Source organism: Pseudomonas sp. CFII64 (genome assembly GCF_000416235.1).
Lineage (GTDB): Bacteria > Pseudomonadota > Gammaproteobacteria > Pseudomonadales > Pseudomonadaceae > Aquipseudomonas.
On record NZ_ATLO01000046.1, the window covers coordinates 89,218 to 108,325 of the forward strand.

The following is a 19,108-nucleotide window of genomic DNA, read 5'->3' on the forward strand; positions in this document are numbered from 1 at the left end:
CAGACGGTAAAAATGCGTCGAATACACCGGCCTCTTCCCGGCTAAAGCCAGTCCCACTGGATTTGTACAGGCCCACTCCCTCTGGAGAATACCCATGACCCTGCACCTGATCATCGGCGACAAACGCATCTCCTCCTGGTCGTTACGGCCGGCATTGGCGCTGTACATGACTGGCGCGCCTTACACTGAACAGGTCATTCGGCTCGATCAGCCGAATACCCGGCAGCTCATCCTTGAGCATTCGCCGACCGGTAAAGTGCCGATCCTGAAAACCGAACACGGTTCTATCGTCGATTCCCTGGCGATCATCGAATACCTCGCTGAGCAATTCCCGGCTGCCGGTCTGTGGCCTGCTGATACCGCTGCGCGTGCCCAGGCGCGTTCGGCCTGTGCGCAAATGCACAGCGGTTTCCCGGCGCTGCGCTCCACCATGCCCATGGATCTGCGCCGCGATGAAGCGCTGGAAGTCATCCCGGTTGATACTCAGGCCGATATCGAGCGTATGTGCGCGCTGTGGGCCGAGTGTCGTGCGGCGGCGGTCGAAAGCGGACCGTTCCTGTTCGGCAAGGCCAGCGCTGCCGACGCTTTCTTTGCGCCCGTGGTGATCCGCCTGCGTACCTATCAGGTGCAATTGCCGGCAGAAGCTCAGGCCTACATCGAGACGATCTACCAGTGGCCGGTGTTCCAGCGCTGGCAGCAGGCCGCCCTGGAGGAAGTTGCACCGTGAAACGGGTACATGTGGCTGCGGCGGTCATTCGTGGCGCCGACGGCAAGATCCTCATCGCGCGCCGTGCGGACACTCAGCATCAAGGCGGCTTGTGGGAGTTTCCTGGCGGCAAGGTCGAGCCGGATGAAACCGTGGAAACGGCGCTGGCTCGCGAGCTGCAGGAAGAGCTGGGCATTCTCGTCACGCAAGCGCGCCCGCTGATCAAGATTCAGCATGATTACCCGGACAAGCAGGTGTTGCTGGATGTCTGGGAAGTTTCGGCGTTCAGCGGTGAGCCGCATGGCGTTGAAGGTCAGCCATTGGCCTGGGTGTCGAATCGCGAATTGGCTCAGTATGAATTTCCGGCGGCCAATCAACCCATCGTCGCTGCCGCACGTCTGCCGGCTGAATACTTGATCACCCCGGGCGAGCTGGATACACCGCAGTTGCTGCGCGGCCTGCGCAAGGCCATTGCTGGCGGCATCAAGCTGGTGCAGCTGCGCGCACCCAACGGCTACGACCCGCAGTATCGCGATCTTGCCGTCGACGCCGTGGGTTTGTGTGCCGGCAAGGCGCAACTGATGCTCAAAGGGCCGCTGGAGTGGCTGGGCGACTTTCCCTCCGCCGGCTGGCACCTGACGTCGGCGCAACTGCGCAAACTCGCCAGTCGCGGCCGTCCGTTCCCCAAAGAGCGCTGGCTGGCGGCGTCCTGCCATAACGCCGAGGAATTAAGCCTGGCCGAGCAGATGGACGTTGATTTCGTCACGCTGTCGCCGGTGCAGCCAACGCTGACGCACCCGGACGCCGAACCGCTGGGCTGGGAACAGGCAAGCCAGTTGATCGCCGGTTTCAGCAAGCCGGTTTATCTGCTGGGCGGAGTGGGTCCGGATGAACGGCAGCGTGCATGGCAAAGCGGTGCGCAAGGTGTGGCGGGAATCAGAGCGTTTTGGCCGGAGGAATGATCTGCTGTTTACGGTAGGACCGGCTTTAGCCGGGAGCGCGGTGCAATGGCTTGCGCATTGCCATCGTCGGACATGCCGCGCTCCCGGCTGAAGCCGGTCCTACAGGTTCCCACCCTTGTCGGATCAAGGCTTCTTCGCCGCCTCCCACAATATCTCCGCAATCCCCTGCCGTTTGGCGATCATGCGTGCCGCGACGAACAGCAGGTCCGACAGCCGGTTGATATACGCCAGGCCAATCCCGGTCAACGGTTCCACGGCATTGAGATGCTGACAGCGGCGTTCGGCGCTGCGCGCCACGCTGCGACAGACGTGGGCCTGAGCAATGAGCGCCGAGCCGCCGGGCAGGATGAAGTTTTCCAGCGGGCCGAGTTCTTCGTTCCAGAGATCAATGGCGGCTTCCAGCTTGTCGATTTCTGCCTGATTCAGCGCCTGATAAGCAGGCATGGCCAGCTCGCCGCCGAGGTCGAACAGTCGGTGCTGGCAAGGAGTCAGCACCTCGATCACCTCTTTCAAGTCAGGTTTCACCCGTGCTTCCTCGATCAGCCAGGCCAGCAGCAAACCCAACTGGCTGTTGAGTGTATCGACTTCGCCGATGGCCTCGATCCGAGGATGATCCTTTGGCACGCGGCGGCCGTCGCCCAGGCCGGTTTCGCCTGCATCGCCGGTGCGTGTGTAAATCTTCGATAAACGAAAGCCCATGCTTGTTACTCCTTTATAGCGGCGAAATCACCGCTTCCGGCACGCTGACCTGGCTGCCCTGTAAAGGCAGCCTCAAGGTGAAGCACGTCCCGTTGCCGACCGAGGAATGCACCTCCATCTGGCCTTTGTGATTGTTGGTGATGATGAAATACGACACCGACAGCCCGAGCCCGGTGCCCTGACCGATTTCCTTGGTGGTGAAAAACGGCTCGAACGTGCGCTTGCGTACGTTCTCGGACATACCCACGCCGTTGTCCTCCACCTGGATTTCCGCCCACGGAGGGTTGAGCTTGGTGCGCAGGATGATCCGCCCCGGTTCGGCATCGTCCGGGCGCTGATGAATCGCCTGTGCGGCGTTCTTCAGCAGATTGAGCAGCACTTGTTCCAGTTCGTTCGGGATGGCGGGCACCGGGCCAAGGTGCGGATCGAACTGGCGAATGATCGCCTGACCCTTGAAGTCGAAGCCAATGGTCAGATCAAAATCGTTGCTGGCGATTTCCAGCGCCTGATCGATCAAGCCCGGTAAATCGCATGGCGTCATCTGCCGATTGCTGAGGCGGCTGAAACTGAGCATGTGGCTGACGATCTTCGCCGCACGGGCGCCGGCCTGCTGGATACCGTCCAGCAGTTGCGGGACTTCCCGGCTGTCCAGGTAACGGTTGACCTTGTCCAGTTCGATGCCTTCCACTTCGGCCTGTTCAAGGTTTTTCGGCAAGTCCGGGGAAAGCCGTCGACGAATGTTCTGCACGTTATGCAGGATCGCGCCCAGCGGGTTGTTGATTTCATGGGCCATGCCCGCTGCCAGACCGCCCACCGACAGCATCTTCTCGGACTGCACCATCATTTCCTCCAGCGACAGACGCTGGGTGATGTCATCGATACGGATGACCACGCCACGCCCGGCACCGCCGGTCAGCGGGTAAAACGTCAGGGCGTAGTGGCGCCGCTCTTCGTCCTTGATCCAGGTCACGCGCTCGATCTTGGTGACGCTGTGGCGTTCGACGGTCAACTTGAGCTGCGGCAGAAACGCTTTCATGGGCGGGAAAGCGAGAAAGATCGGCTGATTCAGCGCTTCGTCCAGCGGTGTGCCGGACAAGGCGCTGGCCTCTTGATTCCACTGCGTCACGTACAGCTGCTCATCCAGGGCAATCAGCGCCGACGGCATGGAGTCGATGATGCTGTTGAGGTAGTTCTGAAACCCGGTGAGTTTCTTCTCGATCTTGCTGCGCACCTGGACTTCGAGCTCCAGCTTGCGATTGGTGTGCCGGGTTTCTTCGGCCAGTCCTTGCGCCTGATCGTAGGCTTCCTGTGAATCGTCGCGGGCGCGCTTGAGCTGCTGCTCGCGCGCTTCGATACGCGACAACATGGTGTTGAACGCTTCGGCCAGGCTGCCGATTTCGTCTTTATTGCCCGGCTCGGCGCGCAGTGCGTAGTTTTCCTGGCGAGTCACCTGACGTGACAATTCTTCGAGCTGGTAAATGGGTTCGGTGATCAGGCGGCGGATCTGCCGGGCAATGACCAGCCAGAGCAGGATGCTGAACGCCAGGATGCCAAGGCTGGCGGTGAGCGTACCGGTATAGAACGCCGCTGGCAGTTCACTGCTGGCCACCAGCAACAAATGGCCGGGCGCCTGACCGGTCTTGAGTACGGGAATTACCTGAGTGCTGCGAAACTCCGTTATCCGCCAGTTCTCAACGTGATTGAAGCGTTCAGGCAGCTTGAGTTTGTCGCCGTGCTGCAATTGCCCCAGGCGCTCGCCGTTGTTGTCGTACAGCGCCGCCGCGCGCAGCGGGCCATAATTTTTCAGTTCCCGCAGCAAGGCTTGTGCGTTGTCCGGCGAGCTGAGCGCCTGCTGCGCCAGATTCGGATTGCTGATCAGCCGACCGATGGTTTGCAGCGCCTGTGGCGCCATGGCTTCCTGGGAAATGTAATAGGCCGCGCTGATGAACGTCAGGTTGGCGACCAACAATACGGTGGTCAGCAGCACCAGCAAGGCTGCAAGGATCTTTTGACCGACCGGTAGATTTTCCAGGCGCTGGCGCAATGGCATGAGGCGAGTCACAGGCTAATGAGGAAAGGGCAGGGTAGCGCGGCGTCCGGCCATTGCAAACCCTGGCCTAATCGGTGCGCAAACCTCGTGTGGCCAGATGCTGGATCAGACGCTCCTGTAACTGGGACAAATGCGGCACTGCACAGCGATGACGTGCCGCTGCGGCGCAGGCGTAACCCAGCAGATAGCTGATCTCGGTACGTCGGCCTTGCGTTACGTCCTGATGCATCGATGAATAATTGGCCGCCGTGGCCTGAATCACGCGCTCGACTTCGCTGTGCAGGTCCAGCGCCGCCGCAGGCTGGCCGCAGCAGGCGAGCAGCTCGTCGAGTTCGCTGCACAGCGTTGCCACCTCACAAGGATGCTGCTGCAGCCCGCCATTGCGGCAGTCATGCAGCACGGTCAGCGGGTTGATCGCGCAATTGAGCGCCAGCTTGCGCCACAGGCGCGTGAGGATATCCGGGGTCCACTCGTGGGGAATGCCGCTGTCGTGCAGGTCCGTCAGCCATGAGGGCGGCGCTGCGTCGCGCGGATCGCCCAGCCAGGTGAAGCCGTGGCCGGCAAACACCACCCGCCAGTCTTGCTCGCGAAAGGCGCCTTCGGTGCTGGAAGCGAAGATACAACGAGCATGGGGCGCTTTGGCGGCCACCGCATCCTGGCTGCCCAGGCCGTTTTGCAGCAGGATCAACTCTGCACTCGCGTTCAGGCGGGGTAACAGACTCGCGACCGCCTGCTCGGCGTCATAGGCTTTGCAGGCCACCAGCAAACGCTCGATCGGTTCGCGGCTTTCAACGATTTGCGCAGTGACTGGCACGCGCTGCTCGACGCCATGCTCGACCAGCGTGATGACGGCGCCGTTCGCCTCATACGCCGCCAGCCGTTCGGCGTTACGCAGGACGAGTTTGACCGGCAAACCGGCTCGTGCCAGCCGCGCCGCCCACAGACTGCCGAGGCTGCCCGCGCCCAGAACATGCCAGGTAACCGCCATCAGCTGATCACTGAAAAGCAAATGAAGTGGAGTAACCGGGGAAAAACGGCAGTCGACATGGAAGGCTCGCAGTGAACGCGGGGAAAGTCTCGTTATAATGATCCTGCTTTCATAACGTCAATATTTAGATAACACCTATTTCTGGAGAAATTACATGCCCTCGTTCGACGTAGTGTCCGAGCTGGATAAACACGAAGTCACTAATGCCGTCGACAACGCCATCAAAGAGCTGGACCGTCGCTACGACTTGAAAGGCAAAGGCGAGTTCGAATTCAAGGAAAAGGACCTGACGGTCAATCTGACTGCCGAGGCTGAGTTCCAGCTTGAAGCGATGATTGAAATCCTCAAGCTATGCCTGGTCAAGCGCAAGATCGACGTCAAGTGCCTTGAAGTCAAAGACGCGTTTGCGTCCGGTAAATTGATGAAGCAGGACGCCGTCCTCAAGGAAGGCATCGACAAAGAGCTGGCGAAAAAAATCGTCGCGCACATCAAGGACGCCAAACTCAAGGTTCAGGCTGCCATTCAAGGCGAGCAAGTGCGTGTCACCGGCAAGAAGCGCGATGACCTGCAGGAAGCCATGGCCGTGTTGCGCGCCCACGAATTCGGCATGCCGCTGCAGTTCAATAACTTCCGCGACTGACCTTGCGGCCTTGGATTAGCGGGAACCTAAAGCGTTTTCGGGCGTCCGAGGCCTGAGTTTTTTTCGCGACAAGTAAGGAGCAATTGATGGATTTGAATACCGAAGTCGACCACTTGGTCAAAGCGTCCCAGGCGTGGATTCCGATGATCATGGAGTACGGCAGCCGCGTGCTGCTGGCGCTGGTTACGCTGACCATCGGCTGGTGGCTGATCAATCGACTGACGACCAAAGTGGGTGCACTGCTGGCGTTGCGCAACGCCGACCTGGCCTTGCAGGGTTTCATCAGCAGCCTGGCCAACATCATCTTGAAGATCCTGCTGATCGTCAGCGTTGCTTCGATGATTGGCGTGGAAACCACTTCGTTCGTGGCGGCCATCGGTGCTGCGGGTCTGGCCATTGGTCTGGCGTTGCAGGGCAGTCTGGCGAATTTCGCGGGCGGCGTGCTGATTTTGCTGTTTCGGCCGTTTCGCATCGGCGACTGGATCGAGGCTCAAGGCGTGTCCGGCACGGTCGACACCATCCAGATTTTCCATACGGTGCTGCGTACCGGCGACAACAAGACGGTGATCCTGCCCAATGGCAATCTGTCCAACGGCATCATCACCAACACCAACCGTCAGCCAACCCGCAAGATCACGTTCGATGTGGGCGTGGATTACGAGGCGGATCTGAAGCAGGCCATGCAAGTGTTGCTGGAAATGGCCGATGATCCTCGCGTGCTACAGGACCCGGCACCGCAGGCCGTGGTGGCTGCGTTGGGCGACAGTTCGATCACCGTGTCGCTGCGGGTCTGGACCAAGACCGGGGATTTCGGCGACGTGTCGAACCGTTTCAATGCAGAAGCACGTGACCGCTTGCGTGCCGCCAACATCGACATCCCGTTCCCGCAGCGGGTGATTCGAGTGGTGCAGGATTCAGCGCCGCAAGCGTAAACACGCCGGCTTCTTGTAGGACTGGCTCGTAGGACCGGCTTGTAGGACCGGCTTCAGCCGGGAGAGCAATTGATTGATTGATTGATTGATTGATTGATGCCCTCGCGACTGAAGTCGCTCCTACGGTCGCTCCTACGGTCGCTCCTACAGCGAGGTCTGGTCGTTTGGCTTTACTCGCTCGCTGGCTTTTCCGCCCCTTCAAGCGCTTCGGCCGCTTTGGTCTGACGCACCTCTTTGCTCCACTGCAAGATGATCATTATCAGCGTCGGCACGCCCAGCAGCGTGGTGATCAGGAAGAAGTTGTGATAGCCGAACTTCTCCACCATTACCCCTGAATAACCGCCAATCAAACGCGGCAGCAGCAGCATGATCGAGCTGAGCAGCGCGTATTGCGTCGCCGAGAACTTGAGGTTGGTCAGGCTCGACAGGTAAGCCACGAACGCCGAAGTTGCGAGGCCTGAGCTGAAGTTATCCAGCGAGATGGTCAGGATCAGCATCTGCAGGTTCGGGCCCATGTCGGCGAGCATCAGGAACAGCAGGTTGGTCGCCGCGGACGTCATGCCGCCGATGAACAGGATCGGCAGGATCCCGAAACGCACGATCAACAGCCCGCCGAAACCCGCGCCGAGCAACGTCATGATCAGGCCAAAGATCTTGCTGACGCTGGCGATCTGATCCTTGGTGAAGCCCTGGTCGATGTAGAACACGTTGGCCATTACGCCCATAACCGTGTCTGACATGCGGTACGTAGCGATCAGGCCCAGCAGCAGGAATGCCTGCCAGCGATAACGCAGGATGAAATCGTTGATCGGCGTCAGTACCGGCGCCAGACCCTTGCGGCCAAAAGACGACAGGCACGCGACGGTCAGGATGGTGTAGAGAATGGAGCGCAGGAACGCCCGGTCTTCCAGCAGCAGGTCCATCCAGCTGGTGTCGTTGAACAGCACGCTGGCGAAATCTGTGTTGTAGAGCTGGGTAAACATCGCCGGTACCGACACCAGCAGAATGATCAACACGAACACCGACGCCAGCTGGTGAGTGAAGCCGTAACGGGCCGCCGACAACTGCGTGCGCAGCGGCACAGGCGGTTCGCGCATGACCAGCGTGGTGATCAGCGCCGGCAGCATCAGCAGGCCGAACAGCACGTAAGTGCCGGTCCAGGCCGAGTGCTTGTAGGCGAAACCGGTGGAGCCGAAGCCTTCTGCGAAATACAGCGCACCTGCGGTCGCGAGCAGCGCCGCGACCCGATAGCCGGACATGTAGCTGGCGGCGAGGGCGGCTTGCTGGGTGTCGTTGGCGATCTCCAGACGATAGGCATCGATGGCGATGTCTTGCGTCGCCGAAGAGAAGGCCACCACCACGGCAATCGCGATCAGCCAGGACAAATGCTGCTGCGGATCGCAGAAACCCATGCCGATCAGGCCGAGTATCACCAGTGATTGCGACAGCACCAGCCAGGAGCGACGGCGCCCCAGCTTGCCCAACAACGGCAGGCGCCATTGGTCGAGCAGCGGCGACCATACCCACTTGAAGGCATAGGCCAGGCCGATGAGGCTGGCATAACCGATGGTTTCGCGAGCAACGCCCGCTTCACGCAACCAGACCGATAAGGTAGAGAAGACCAGCATGTAAGGCATGCCCGCAGCGAAACCGAGCAACAGCAGTACTAATGTCGAGGGGCTGGCATATGCGGCGAGCGCGGCGCGCCAGGTTTTACGGGGCATGGGCTGGAATCTGCCTCAGGTTACGAAAACAAAGGGCGCACTCTAACCGCTGTGCTCTATCGGACGCCAGCCATGACGCTGCATATCTACCCGATTGTCATGAACGGTAATGCCTTCAGCGCGCAGACGGGCACGCTGTTCGTCGCCCGAGACGCTGCCAAGCGGCAGGCTGATGCGCCCGCCAGCGGCAATCACCCGGTGCCACGGCAGCGAACTGCCTTCAGGCAACTGGCTCAGCGTGCGCCCGACCCAGCGCGCGGCGCGTCCGAGTCCGGCCAGATCGGCCAATTGTCCGTAGCTGACGACTTTGCCCGGCGGCACCTGATTCAGGGTCATATAGAGCGCCGTTCGTCGGGCCTCGGGTCCGGAAAGGCCGGATGGGTCGTCATTTGCCGGTGCTTTTTCGCTCAAGCATTTATTCCTGTTTATTTGCGTGTATAAACCGCACTGCGGAACTACGGAATAATCCGATGGTCTGTGATTGCTATGCCCGCGGCGGTCTTCGATTGCCTTGACGTCATCTGTGGATGATGCCCGATTTTCCGCTTACTGAGCCTAGTCGTTGCTTATGTTGAACAGAACCCTGTTGTGCCTCGCTATTGCCTGTGTTTCCACTCCCTTGCTCGCTGATACCGTCTGGTTGAAGAACGGCGACAAGCTGACCGGGACTATCAAGGTTTTCGACGGCGGCAAGCTGCTGATCGAAACCACCTACGCCGGTGCGATCCCGCTGGACTGGAAAGAGGTCAAGACCCTCGAAAGCGATCAAAAGCTGCTGGTCAAGCAAGACCAGTATCAGGGTGAAATCGCCAAATCGCTGCAGGCATCTGATGACGGCAAGGTCACGCTGCTCAATGGCGAAGCGCCGAAGACCGTCGAGCTGGCCAGCATCCAGCAGATCATGAAGCCCAAGCCGATCGTTACCGACCTGGTGTGGAAGGGCAATATCGACGCCGCCCTGGACTTCCAGCGGGCCGAGAACGACACCGACGACTACAACGTGGCCTTCAAGACGACTGCGCGTCACGGCCAATGGCGGCACAACGCCAAGGGCGAGTACAACCGCGAAAGCACCGACGAACTGACCACCACCGACAACTGGAGCGCCGAATACTCCATCGACCGCTTCCTCACCGAAAAATGGTTCTGGGACGGTCGCGTCAACTACAAGCGCGACAAGATCGAAGACCTCTCTCGTCAGCGCACGGTCGGTACCGGTCCTGGCTACCAGTTCTGGGATGATGAGTTGGGTGCGTTCAAGCTTGGCGCATTGCTCAACCGCACCGATTTCGAATATTCCAACGGCGAGAAGGACAACTTCTATTCCGTGGCTGGCACCTGGGACTACAACCGCTTCCTGATCGGCAAAAAAGTCGAGTTCTTCACCAATGGCGAACTGGGCAAGCCAATCAGCGGCGTGGCTGATTACAGCCTGGAAGCCGAAGTGGGCCTGCGCTACAAAGTCACCGATTGGGCGTCGTTAAACGTCAAGGCCGAGAAAGACGTGATCAGCGGCTCCAGCGATGGTGATCTTGATAAAACCCGTTACACCGCAGGCTTTGGTGTGACCTGGTAAGTAGTACGGTCGACGTCTTCGCGAATAAGTTGGTTCCTACACTACCCGTAGGACCGGATTTATCCGCGAAGGCGTCGGCAAGGTCAACCTCAGTCTCGCCGTGAGACATAAAGCCTCCCCTCGCCGCAAAACGCCTTTCCCCGTGCCCATTGCCCAGGTCATTGTTATTCTGCTCGCAGAATTTACTGACTGAACTGTTGCCGGGAGTCAAACAATGAGCATCAAGGCCGCCAAGCAAGCACGAGAACTGCTGCTCAAGGAATACCGAGGGGTTTTGTCGACCCATTCCAAGTCCATGCCGGGTTTCCCGTTTGGTTCCTCCGTGCCTTATTGCCTGGACGGGCAGGGCCGGCCGTTGATCCTGATCAGCCGCATCGCGCAACACACTCATAATCTAGGGCTGGACCCGAAGTGCTCATTGCTGGTCGGTGAGCGCGAAGCTGTGGATGTTCAGGCGACCGGGCGCGTCACGGTCATGGCCGAAGCCGAGAAACTCAGCGATCCAGCTGCGGTGGAAACGGCAGCCCAGCGTTATTACCGCTATTTCCCTGAGTCGCGCAGCTATCACACCGCCCATGATTTCGATTTCTGGGTGCTGACGCCCGTGCGCTATCGCTTCATCGGTGGCTTCGGCGCAATCCACTGGCTCGATAACGTCGCACTGGCGAATCCCTTCGCAGGCGCTGCCGAAACCAGCATGGTCGAGCACATGAATGAAGACCACGCCAAGGCCATCGCCCATTACGTGCAACTCACAGGATTGCCCCAGAGTGAATCGGCGCAATTGGCCGGCGTCGACAGTGAAGGAATGCACCTGCGTATTGGCCAGGGCCTATACTGGTTGCCCTTTGCAGAGCCCTGTAATACGCCGACACAAGTGCGCGAAGCCTTGGTTCAGCTGGCTCACGCCGAGAAATGGCCGGTCCGTGATACGCAAGACGCTTGAATTCACGTATTTGCGACGTCACTTAAGGTCTACTGCAAGGCATTCTTGCGTTGAGGAAGTCATTTGATGCGTGTTTTTTTGCTGCTCTTTCTACTATTTCCGGTGCTTGAGCTGTTTGTTCTGGTTCGGGTAGCCATGTCCATCGGCTTCCTGCCGACGTTCCTGCTGGTTGTGGCAACGTCCATGCTCGGCATTTTTGTCATTCGCGTGGCCGGGTTCGCCACTGCACTGCGGGCGCGTGAAGCCCTGTCGCGCGGTGAGCTGCCCGCCCAGCAAATGATGGAAGGCCTGATGATTGCGGTCGGTGGCGGCCTGCTGCTGTTGCCGGGTTTCATCAGCGACATCCTCGGCGTGATCTGTCTGCTGCCGGTGACGCGTCGAGTGCTGGTCAACAAACTGCGCCGCCGCGCCGAGGAACAGGCGATTCGTCAGCGTGCGTTCAGCGAAGACATGCCAAACAGCAACGGCCCGAGCCGTCCCGGTGCGATCCATCCGCCGACTCGTGAGCCGGATGTGATCGAAGGCGAGTTTGAGCATCGCGACAAGTCATAAGTCGCCTGTCGCTCAATGATTGTGGCACCTGCAGGTGCCGCATCGGTTTTGACAGATGCCGCGCTCAAGCAAAAAAATTATCCCCCAAGCCTTGTAATCACCTTGCCCGCCCTTATGTATGGGTCACCGCAAGGTTTCTGGCACGATTGCCAGACCGTATTCTGCGGTTCGCTTGCGAACCGTAACCGGCAACGCCGGATGTTCTAGCCCGCTGGTGTCGTCACCGGCCGTTTAAAAACCATAATTAGGAGATCGACAATGAAGCTTCGTCCTCTGCATGACCGCGTCGTAATCCGTCGCAGCGAAGAAGAATCGAAAACTGCTGGCGGTATTGTTCTGCCGGGTTCGGCTGCTGAAAAGCCAAACCGTGGCGAGATCCTCGCTGTGGGTACCGGCCGCGTGCTGGACAACGGTGAAGTGCGTGCGCTGGCCGTGAAAGTGGGTGACAAAGTAGTGTTTGGCCCGTACTCCGGCAGCAACACTGTGAAAGTTGATGGCGAAGACCTGCTGGTGATGAGCGAGAACGAAATTCTCGCGGTCGTCGAAGCCTGAGTCCTCCCGCTACCTTCCGTTACTACTAAGTATTTAAGGAATATCGATCATGGCTGCTAAAGAAGTTAAATTCGGCGACGCTGGCCGGAAAAAAATGCTCGCCGGTGTAAACGTCCTGGCTGACGCAGTAAAAGCAACTCTGGGTCCAAAAGGCCGTAACGTCATCATCGAGAAGAGCTTCGGCGCTCCTCTGATCACCAAGGACGGCGTTTCGGTTGCTAAAGAAATCGAACTCAAAGACCGTTTCGAAAACATGGGCGCGCAGCTGGTCAAAGACGTTGCCTCCCGTGCCAACGATGACGCAGGTGACGGTACTACGACTGCAACCGTTCTGGCTCAAGCCATCGTCAACGAAGGCCTGAAAGCCGTCGCTGCCGGCATGAACCCGATGGACCTCAAGCGCGGCATCGACAAGGCGACCATCGCCATCGTTGCCCAGCTGAAGTTGCTGTCCAAGCCTTGCACCGACACCAAGGCAATTGCCCAGGTGGGTACTATCTCGGCCAACTCCGACAATTCCATCGGCGACATCATTGCTGAAGCCATGGAAAAAGTGACCAAAGACGGCGTTATCACCGTTGAAGAAGGTTCGGGTCTGGAAAACGAATTGTCTGTCGTAGAAGGCATGCAGTTCGACCGTGGCTACCTGTCCCCGTACTTCATCAACAAGCCGGACACCATGGTTGCCGAGCTTGACGGCCCGCTGATCCTGCTGGTTGACAAGAAAATCTCCAACATCCGCGAAATGCTGCCAGTTCTGGAAGCAGTGGCCAAAGCTGGCCGTCCGCTGTTGATCGTTGCCGAAGACGTTGAAGGCGAAGCCCTGGCGACTCTGGTTGTGAACAACATGCGCGGCATCGTGAAAGTTGCAGCCGTCAAAGCCCCTGGCTTCGGCGACCGTCGCAAAGCCATGCTGCAGGACATCGCTGTCCTGACTGGCGGCACCGTGATCTCCGAAGAAATCGGCCTGAGCCTGGAAACCGCTACCCTGGAACACCTGGGTAATGCCAAGCGCGTTGTGCTGAACAAAGAAAACACCACCATCATCGACGGCGCCGGCGTTAAAACCGACATCGACTCGCGTATCGCACAGATCCGCCAGCAAATCGGTGACACCACTTCGGACTACGACAAAGAAAAACTGCAAGAGCGTCTGGCCAAGCTGTCCGGCGGCGTTGCAGTCATCAAAGTCGGCGCTGGTTCCGAAGTTGAAATGAAAGAGAAGAAAGCCCGCGTTGAAGACGCCCTGCACGCTACTCGTGCAGCCGTTGAAGAAGGCGTGGTACCTGGCGGTGGCGTGGCACTGGTTCGCTCGCTGCAGGCAATCGAAGGTCTGAAAGGCGACAACGCTGATCAAGACGTCGGTATCGCTCTGCTGCGTCGCGCTGTAGAAGCTCCACTGCGCCAGATCGTTGCCAACTCCGGTGACGAGCCAAGCGTTGTTGTCGACAAGGTCAAGCAGGGTTCGGGTGACTTCGGTTACAACGCTGCGACCGGCCTGTACGGCGACATGATCGAAATGGGTATTCTTGACCCGACTAAAGTGACTCGCTCTGCTCTGCAGGCCGCGTCCTCGATCGCCAGCCTGATGATCACCACCGAAGCGATGATCGCTGAAGTGGCAGACGACGGTAAGTCGTCTGGCGGCGGCATGCCGGACATGGGCGGCATGGGTGGTATGGGCGGCATGATGTAAGCCAGCTTCACCCCCAAAGCAACACCCCAAAAAGAACCCCGCCTTGTGCGGGGTTTTTTTATGACCTGGCTTAATCATTCCGTTGGAGCGAGCGAGTGGGCGGCGATCAAGCTCGATTGATGGCCTGATCGATTGAGCCCGTAGGACCGGCTTCAGCCGGGAGAGCGTCCTTTGCGTAACCAGGATGCGTCGAAGCGACCGGCGCCCTCCCGGCTAAAGCCGGTCCTACGAGCTGCACTGCCCCCCAACCACCCGCGCCAGTTTCGGCACCGGCCTGTACAAGACCGCGTAATACGACCCCAGACAGATCAGCCAGCAGAACACTGCTGTCCATACGTTGTGCGAGAAGAAGTGCGCACCTTGCAGCATCCGGCCGACGGAAAATGCGATCCCAAGCCCGAAGGCCAGGATCAGGCCCGCTTTGGCCAGACGCGGGCGGCGGTCGCGGAACATGAAGAACAGCGCAAACAGCGTAAAACCGGTTGCCGCATGGCCGCCGGGCCAGCAGCGCCCCGGTTTATCGGTCTGGGGACGCGGGCTGAGCAGTTCGCTGTAGGTTTCCTTGCCGCCAAACTCGGTCAGGCTCCACGGGCATTGCACCGAGGTCACCACTTTTATCGGTGTGACAAAGCTGGTCGACAGCGCCATGGACAGTACCAGGCACCCCAGCTCTCTGCGCCACGGCAGCAAGCGCTTGACCTTGAATGAAGCAACGAACGCGACCAGCGAAAACACGCCGCCCGCGATCACGGCATTCTTGGCCCAGTCATGCATGACGTTTTCCAGAAAATAACTATGTCTGCCGATGAACTGGCCCGCAGCCGGGTCGTAGGCCAGCTTGGCGACAGTCATGTCCAGGTCCGTCAGTTCCAGCAAAATCAGAACCAGGGCGGTTATGGCCGGAATGCCCAGGCCTATCCATAAGTTCAGCGGGCGCGAGTAAGGCAGGATGGAAGCTCTCGACATGTCGGATCCAGATCAGCAGAAGGGAACCTCGCGTGATACGTCGAGGTACGACTAGTCTGATTTTCTGGCTGTCGTTAACCCGTGAACCGCTGGTGAAAAAAACGTTAAGCCATTCCACGCTGGTTCTATGGCTGACTTGGCCTTAAGCTGCGCCAGCCTTATTGCATACGGAGAGGTGCACCATGCGAATCCTGCTCGTTGAAGACAACCGCGACATCCTTGCCAACCTCGCGGACTACCTGGGCATGAAGGGCTATACGGTCGATTGTGCCCAGGATGGCCTTTCCGGACTGCATCTGGCGGCAACCGAACATTACGACCTGATCGTGCTCGATATCATGCTGCCCGGCATCGACGGCTATACCTTGTGCAAGCGCCTGCGCGAAGACGCCCGACGCGACACGCCGGTCATCATGCTGACCGCTCGTGATCAACTGGACGACCGCTTGCAGGGCTTCCGTTCCGGCGCCGACGACTATCTGCTCAAACCGTTCGCCCTGTCCGAACTGGCCGCGCGTATCGAAGCGGTGCTGCGTCGGGCGCAAGGCGGCGGTCGACGGACCTTGCAGGTCGCCGACCTGATCTACGACCTGGACACTCTGGAAGTCACCCGCGAAGGGCGGCTGCTCAAGCTCAACCCGGTGGGGCTGAAACTGCTCGCGGTCCTGATGCAGAAAAGCCCGCACGTGTTGCGTCGCGAGATTCTCGAAGAGGCCCTGTGGGGCGACGATTGCCCGGACAGCGACAGCCTGCGCAGTCACGTTCACCAATTGCGTCAGGTGATCGACAAGCCGTTTGCCAAACCGCTGCTGCAAACCGTGCACGGCGTCGGATACCGCTTGGCCGAGGGCCGAGATGGAGTTTAAGCAAAGCCTTGCCCAGCGGATCATCATTGCCTTTGCGCTGATGAGCGCACTGGTGGCGGGATCCTTCGCCATGGGCATCGTTGCCACGGTGCATCTGGTCGAAGAAAAACTGATCTCCTCAGGTCTGGGCGGCGACCTCAATCGCCTGCTGCTGATGGACAGCGTCAGCGACTGGAGCCATCGTCCCGAGCCCGACCAGCTGTTCTATTTCAGCGGCGGTCCGGGCGATTTCGATGTGCCCAAGGACCTGCGCCATCTGGAACCGGGATTTCACGAGGTGTTTCGCGGGCCGCTGTCGTACCACGCGATGGTCGAAGTGGTCGACGGCCGACGTTATGTACTCCTGCAGGATCAAAGCGATTTCGAAGAGCGTGAGCGCGTGCTGTTTGCCGTGGTATTGGTCGGGTTCGTGCTGGCGCTGGCGTTGGCGGTATTTCTCGGCTGGGTTCTGGCGCGGCGCGTCATGGCACCCGTGGTGCGCCTGGCCAGACAAGTCCGGCACCGCGATCAACTGCTCGGGCTGGCACCGCCGCTGGCACCGGATTACGCGGCAGACGAAGTGGGCGAGCTGGCTGTGGCATTCGACGCCACGCTGGGCCGCTTGCGCAGCGCCCTGACCCGCGAGCGTATGTTCACCAGCGACGTGAGCCATGAGTTGCGCACACCGCTGATGGTACTGGCCAGTTCCTGCGAACTGCTGCTTGAGAACCCGGCGCTGGATACTCGTGCCCGGGCCCAGGTGGAGCGCATTGCGCGCGCCTGCGAAGAAATGCGCGACCTCGTGCAGACTTTCCTGATGCTGGCCCGCACCCAGCGTGAAGACGCGACCATGACCCCGAAAGTCGGCCTGCGCAGCGTCGCTGAACAGTTGGTCGCGTTGTGGCGCGGCCCCATCGAAAGCAAGGGTCTGACGCTGAATTTTTGTCCGGACGCTGCGGACCAGTCGTCGGAAACGTCGTACAACGCCACGTTCCTGCATGCCGTGATGGGCAACCTGCTGCGCAACGCCCTGCATTACACCGACAGCGGCTTCATCACCCTCACGTTACAAGCCGATGGCTTCCTGGTGGAGGACAGCGGGGTGGGTATTCCAGAAGAAAAGCGCGAGGCAATGTTCGAGCCCTTTGTGCGCGGCAACGAGCAGCGCGGCGAAGGCCTCGGGCTGGGCCTGTCTCTGGTACAGCGGATTTGCGAAAACCAGGGCTGGACGGTGAGCCTGAGCCCGATGGAACCCAACGGATGCCGTTTCTGCGTGACCCTGAAAGCCAGGTAAGTTTCACCCAATCCACATGCTGCGTCAGCGTTACGACACCTTGTTTCAATCATGAGAAACCTGTCATTTTGACAAATAGTGGCGTGGTGCTATCTCTAAGTCATTGTAAAATCTCGAAACATTTGCTCAAGCCAAGTAACGCTTTTTTCACATAAACATGACCTGACGATGACGCTGGGCTGACTAAGTTGGCCCCCATCGAATCAGGAGATTCACCATGAGCAAGCGAATCGAGCTCGAGTTTTCCCGTAAATACAATCAACAACACGCAGAAAAATATTTACAGAAACATCAGGACAATTTGTCTCGACGGTTGTCTCACAGGCGCGACGAGCAACTGGCACGCAAAGCATTGAAGCTGGCCGGTGATCCTGGGCTGGTGCTGGATCTGCCTTGTGGTGCGGGTCGCTTCTGGCCGCTGCTGGCGGAAAAACCCAATCGGGTGATCATCGGCGCGGACAACTCTGCGGACATGCTCAGCACCGCTTGCAAGGCCCAGCCTGCCGAAGTGGTGAAACGGGTACAACCCTTGCAGACGTCAGCGTTCGCTATCAATCTGCCCGACAACGCCGTGGACAGTATTTTCTGTATGCGGCTGTTACACCACGTGGGCGACGCCGCTCACCGATTGGCGCTATTGCGTGAGTTTCAACGTGTTACCCGCGACAGCGTGATCATTTCGCTATGGGTCGATGGCAATTTCAAGGCCTGGAAACGCAAGCGCAGCGAGCAAAAGCGCAGCCGCGAAAGCGGGCAGGAAGGTTACCAAAACCGCTTTGTGTTACCCGTAGCAACCGTTGAAGCCGAATTCGAACAGGCAGGTTTCCGAATCCAGGAGCGGATGGATTTCCTGCCGATGTACGCCATGTGGCGTGTCTATTTATTGCGCAAGAGGTAACAGGATGGGCGTGGAAGGTGTAGTAGAACCGACAGTTGGCCAAGACGAGCGCTTTGCCTATTTCTGGAGCCAGCGTGGTGAATGGGTAGAAGAGCCCAACATCCGTCGTGGTGGCGAAAGCGGCGTGCAGCGCGTCTTGACTGAAAATGGTCGGCTTATCTACATCAAGCGCCAGACGGGCCATATCTACCGCAGTTGGCTGCATCCTTTCGGGCGTCCCACCGTACTGCGCGAGCGTGATGCGCTGGAAGGCCTGCGTCAGCTCAACGTGAATGTACCGAAAATGATTTTCTGCGGCGCCGAGCGCGACGAAAACAATGAGTGGCGTGCATTGTTGGTGACCGCTGCGCTGGATGGTTTCGAAGAGATCGAAAACTGGTACGCGGCCGGTGGTCGCGAGCGCTACGGTGAAGCGCTGCACGAGCAAATGCTCCATGAACTGGCAGTCAATCTGGCGCGCATGCACCGCGGCCGCTGGCAGCACAGCTGCATCTATATCAAGCACGTCTTCGTCCGGGTCGTCGGCGAAGGTTCCGAGGCCCGTGCCGAAGTCGCGCTGCTGGATCTCGAAAAGTGCCGCCGTCGCCTGACCCCCTACGCCGCAGCCCAGCACGACATGAAACAGCTGCGTCGCCATTCGTCATTCAGTCCAGCGGACTGGCAGAAACTCGTCTACTTTTACGAGGCAGCGTTTGGCAGCGCTATCAAAGGTTTAGGGTAATGAAGCTAGAACTGGCTCGAGGTTTGTTTGTAGTGGGTGCGTTGGCTGTTGCTTCTGTTGCTCTCGCCGCCTGGGAAGAGCCGGGTACCAAGATATTGAGCGCTCAACATGGCGAAGGACATTGTCCTTTGCCCAGAGTCGCCAAGGTCGAGCAGACCGTAAAACCAGACCACGATCTACTGCTGTTGATGTTTGGCCTGGCCCAGGGTTCAGGGCCGCAACGTTAAGATCCAGCGTTAAAGACAACTGCGTGATGAAGGCCCCGTTTACGGGGCCTTGTTGTGTGTGGGTAGGGCTCGGTAGGACCGGACTTGTCCGGGAAGGCGGTGGCGCAGACACCGGATTAGATCAGGCGAATGAT

20 protein-coding genes are annotated in these 19,108 nt (G+C 59.1%); 14 read left to right on the forward strand and 6 right to left on the reverse strand.

Annotation, left to right across the window (positions count from 1 at the left end; genetic code table 11):
- Positions 1-94 precede the first annotated feature (94 nt).
- Positions 95-727: a glutathione S-transferase family protein gene (locus CFII64_RS21605; protein WP_020292976.1), complete on the forward strand. Its 633-nt coding sequence runs from the start codon at positions 95-97 to the stop codon at positions 725-727.
- A complete protein-coding gene (locus CFII64_RS21610; RefSeq protein WP_020292977.1) occupies positions 724-1,668 on the forward strand; it encodes a Nudix family hydrolase in 945 nt (314 codons plus the stop codon). The genes CFII64_RS21605 and CFII64_RS21610 overlap by 4 nt, the downstream gene beginning before the upstream one ends.
- Positions 1,669-1,791: 123 nt before the next feature.
- Here CFII64_RS21610 and CFII64_RS21615 read toward each other — a convergent pair whose 3' ends face one another.
- The 3 genes from CFII64_RS21615 to CFII64_RS21625 all read right to left on the reverse strand — a co-directional run bounded on the left by CFII64_RS21615 (position 1,792) and on the right by CFII64_RS21625 (position 5,405).
- Entirely contained in the window at positions 1,792-2,367 is a 576-nt protein-coding gene (locus tag CFII64_RS21615; RefSeq protein WP_020292978.1) for a cob(I)yrinic acid a,c-diamide adenosyltransferase, read from the reverse strand.
- Between the two features lie 13 nt (positions 2,368-2,380).
- Positions 2,381-4,417 (reverse strand): ATP-binding protein, encoded by a 2,037-nt coding sequence (locus CFII64_RS21620; RefSeq protein ID WP_020292979.1) that lies wholly within the window; start codon positions 4,415-4,417, stop codon positions 2,381-2,383.
- A gap of 67 nt (positions 4,418-4,484) precedes the next feature.
- The gene (locus CFII64_RS21625) at positions 4,485-5,405 is read right to left on the reverse strand and encodes a putative 2-dehydropantoate 2-reductase (protein WP_020292980.1); all 921 of its coding nucleotides are present in this window, start codon (positions 5,403-5,405) and stop codon (positions 4,485-4,487) included.
- 154 nt (positions 5,406-5,559) lie between these two features.
- On the opposite strand from CFII64_RS21625, the gene CFII64_RS21630 reads away from it, so the two are divergent.
- Both CFII64_RS21630 and CFII64_RS21635 read left to right on the forward strand, forming a co-directional pair.
- The gene (locus CFII64_RS21630; protein WP_020292981.1) at positions 5,560-6,045 is read left to right on the forward strand and encodes a YajQ family cyclic di-GMP-binding protein; all 486 of its coding nucleotides are present in this window, start codon (positions 5,560-5,562) and stop codon (positions 6,043-6,045) included.
- A gap of 86 nt (positions 6,046-6,131) precedes the next feature.
- Positions 6,132-6,977, forward strand: a complete 846-nt coding sequence (locus tag CFII64_RS21635; RefSeq protein ID WP_020292982.1) for a mechanosensitive ion channel family protein — start codon at positions 6,132-6,134, stop codon at positions 6,975-6,977.
- A 170-nt stretch (positions 6,978-7,147) separates the two neighbouring features.
- On the opposite strand, the gene CFII64_RS21640 is transcribed toward CFII64_RS21635, so the two are convergent.
- Together CFII64_RS21640 and CFII64_RS21645 are read right to left on the reverse strand one after the other, a co-directional pair.
- Positions 7,148-8,701, reverse strand: coding sequence for an AmpG family muropeptide MFS transporter (locus CFII64_RS21640; RefSeq protein ID WP_020292983.1), 1,554 nt, complete (start codon positions 8,699-8,701; stop codon positions 7,148-7,150).
- A 42-nt stretch (positions 8,702-8,743) separates the two neighbouring features.
- Positions 8,744-9,037: an MGMT family protein gene (locus CFII64_RS21645; RefSeq protein ID WP_020292984.1), complete on the reverse strand. Its 294-nt coding sequence runs from the start codon at positions 9,035-9,037 to the stop codon at positions 8,744-8,746.
- A gap of 232 nt (positions 9,038-9,269) precedes the next feature.
- On the opposite strand from CFII64_RS21645, the gene CFII64_RS21650 reads away from it, so the two are divergent.
- The 5 genes from CFII64_RS21650 to groL all read left to right on the forward strand — a co-directional run bounded on the left by CFII64_RS21650 (position 9,270) and on the right by groL (position 14,023).
- On the forward strand, positions 9,270-10,277 hold the full coding sequence (locus CFII64_RS21650; protein WP_020292985.1) for a DUF481 domain-containing protein: 1,008 nt from the start codon (positions 9,270-9,272) through the stop codon (positions 10,275-10,277).
- A 214-nt stretch (positions 10,278-10,491) separates the two neighbouring features.
- Entirely contained in the window at positions 10,492-11,223 is a 732-nt protein-coding gene (locus CFII64_RS21655; RefSeq protein WP_020292986.1) for a HugZ family protein, read from the forward strand.
- A 66-nt stretch (positions 11,224-11,289) separates the two neighbouring features.
- Positions 11,290-11,775: an FxsA family protein gene (locus tag CFII64_RS21660; RefSeq protein ID WP_020292987.1), complete on the forward strand. Its 486-nt coding sequence runs from the start codon at positions 11,290-11,292 to the stop codon at positions 11,773-11,775.
- Between the two features lie 258 nt (positions 11,776-12,033).
- A complete protein-coding gene (locus tag CFII64_RS21665; protein WP_020292988.1) occupies positions 12,034-12,327 on the forward strand; it encodes a co-chaperone GroES in 294 nt (97 codons plus the stop codon).
- A gap of 49 nt (positions 12,328-12,376) precedes the next feature.
- Entirely contained in the window at positions 12,377-14,023 is a 1,647-nt protein-coding gene (groL, locus tag CFII64_RS21670) for a chaperonin GroEL (RefSeq protein WP_020292989.1), read from the forward strand.
- Positions 14,024-14,248: 225 nt separating this feature from the next.
- On the opposite strand, the gene CFII64_RS21675 is transcribed toward groL, so the two are convergent.
- On the reverse strand, positions 14,249-14,989 hold the full coding sequence (locus CFII64_RS21675; protein WP_020292990.1) for a phosphatase PAP2 family protein: 741 nt from the start codon (positions 14,987-14,989) through the stop codon (positions 14,249-14,251).
- A 182-nt stretch (positions 14,990-15,171) separates the two neighbouring features.
- Here CFII64_RS21675 and colR point away from each other — a divergent pair, with 182 nt between their 5' ends.
- The 5 genes from colR to CFII64_RS21700 all read left to right on the forward strand — a co-directional run bounded on the left by colR (position 15,172) and on the right by CFII64_RS21700 (position 18,974).
- Positions 15,172-15,855, forward strand: coding sequence for a two-component system response regulator ColR (gene colR / locus CFII64_RS21680; protein ID WP_020292991.1), 684 nt, complete (start codon positions 15,172-15,174; stop codon positions 15,853-15,855).
- Complete coding sequence (locus CFII64_RS21685) at positions 15,845-17,128, forward strand: HAMP domain-containing sensor histidine kinase (RefSeq protein WP_020292992.1); 1,284 nt, start codon at positions 15,845-15,847, stop codon at positions 17,126-17,128. Before colR ends, CFII64_RS21685 begins: the two co-directional genes overlap by 11 nt.
- A 217-nt stretch (positions 17,129-17,345) precedes the next feature.
- Positions 17,346-18,026, forward strand: coding sequence for a class I SAM-dependent methyltransferase (locus CFII64_RS21690; RefSeq protein WP_020292993.1), 681 nt, complete (start codon positions 17,346-17,348; stop codon positions 18,024-18,026).
- Between the two features lie 4 nt (positions 18,027-18,030).
- Positions 18,031-18,747: a lipopolysaccharide kinase InaA family protein gene (locus tag CFII64_RS21695; protein WP_020292994.1), complete on the forward strand. Its 717-nt coding sequence runs from the start codon at positions 18,031-18,033 to the stop codon at positions 18,745-18,747.
- Positions 18,747-18,974 (forward strand): hypothetical protein, encoded by a 228-nt coding sequence (locus CFII64_RS21700; RefSeq protein ID WP_020292995.1) that lies wholly within the window; start codon positions 18,747-18,749, stop codon positions 18,972-18,974. Before CFII64_RS21695 ends, CFII64_RS21700 begins: the two co-directional genes overlap by 1 nt.
- The last annotated feature ends 134 nt before the right edge of the window (positions 18,975-19,108 follow it).

Bases quoted from the DNA above. Each gene is read 5' to 3' on its own strand.
- CFII64_RS21605 (WP_020292976.1), top strand. From the start codon at position 95: ATGACCCTGCACCTGATCATCGGCGACAAACGCATCTCCTCCTGGTCG.
- CFII64_RS21675 (WP_020292990.1), bottom strand. From the start codon at position 14,989: ATGTCGAGAGCTTCCATCCTGCCTTACTCGCGCCCGCTGAACTTATGG.
- CFII64_RS21685 (WP_020292992.1), top strand. From the start codon at position 15,845: ATGGAGTTTAAGCAAAGCCTTGCCCAGCGGATCATCATTGCCTTTGCG.
- CFII64_RS21625 (WP_020292980.1), bottom strand. From the start codon at position 5,405: ATGGCGGTTACCTGGCATGTTCTGGGCGCGGGCAGCCTCGGCAGTCTG.
- CFII64_RS21650 (WP_020292985.1), top strand. From the start codon at position 9,270: ATGTTGAACAGAACCCTGTTGTGCCTCGCTATTGCCTGTGTTTCCACT.
- CFII64_RS21655 (WP_020292986.1), top strand. From the start codon at position 10,492: ATGAGCATCAAGGCCGCCAAGCAAGCACGAGAACTGCTGCTCAAGGAA.
- CFII64_RS21690 (WP_020292993.1), top strand. From the start codon at position 17,346: ATGAGCAAGCGAATCGAGCTCGAGTTTTCCCGTAAATACAATCAACAA.
- CFII64_RS21615 (WP_020292978.1), bottom strand. From the start codon at position 2,367: ATGGGCTTTCGTTTATCGAAGATTTACACACGCACCGGCGATGCAGGC.
- CFII64_RS21640 (WP_020292983.1), bottom strand. From the start codon at position 8,701: ATGCCCCGTAAAACCTGGCGCGCCGCGCTCGCCGCATATGCCAGCCCC.
- groL (WP_020292989.1), top strand. From the start codon at position 12,377: ATGGCTGCTAAAGAAGTTAAATTCGGCGACGCTGGCCGGAAAAAAATG.
- CFII64_RS21695 (WP_020292994.1), top strand. From the start codon at position 18,031: ATGGGCGTGGAAGGTGTAGTAGAACCGACAGTTGGCCAAGACGAGCGC.
- CFII64_RS21635 (WP_020292982.1), top strand. From the start codon at position 6,132: ATGGATTTGAATACCGAAGTCGACCACTTGGTCAAAGCGTCCCAGGCG.
- CFII64_RS21645 (WP_020292984.1), bottom strand. From the start codon at position 9,037: ATGACCCTGAATCAGGTGCCGCCGGGCAAAGTCGTCAGCTACGGACAA.
- CFII64_RS21630 (WP_020292981.1), top strand. From the start codon at position 5,560: ATGCCCTCGTTCGACGTAGTGTCCGAGCTGGATAAACACGAAGTCACT.
- CFII64_RS21620 (WP_020292979.1), bottom strand. From the start codon at position 4,417: ATGCCATTGCGCCAGCGCCTGGAAAATCTACCGGTCGGTCAAAAGATC.
- colR (WP_020292991.1), top strand. From the start codon at position 15,172: ATGCGAATCCTGCTCGTTGAAGACAACCGCGACATCCTTGCCAACCTC.
- CFII64_RS21700 (WP_020292995.1), top strand. From the start codon at position 18,747: ATGAAGCTAGAACTGGCTCGAGGTTTGTTTGTAGTGGGTGCGTTGGCT.
- CFII64_RS21665 (WP_020292988.1), top strand. From the start codon at position 12,034: ATGAAGCTTCGTCCTCTGCATGACCGCGTCGTAATCCGTCGCAGCGAA.
- CFII64_RS21660 (WP_020292987.1), top strand. From the start codon at position 11,290: ATGCGTGTTTTTTTGCTGCTCTTTCTACTATTTCCGGTGCTTGAGCTG.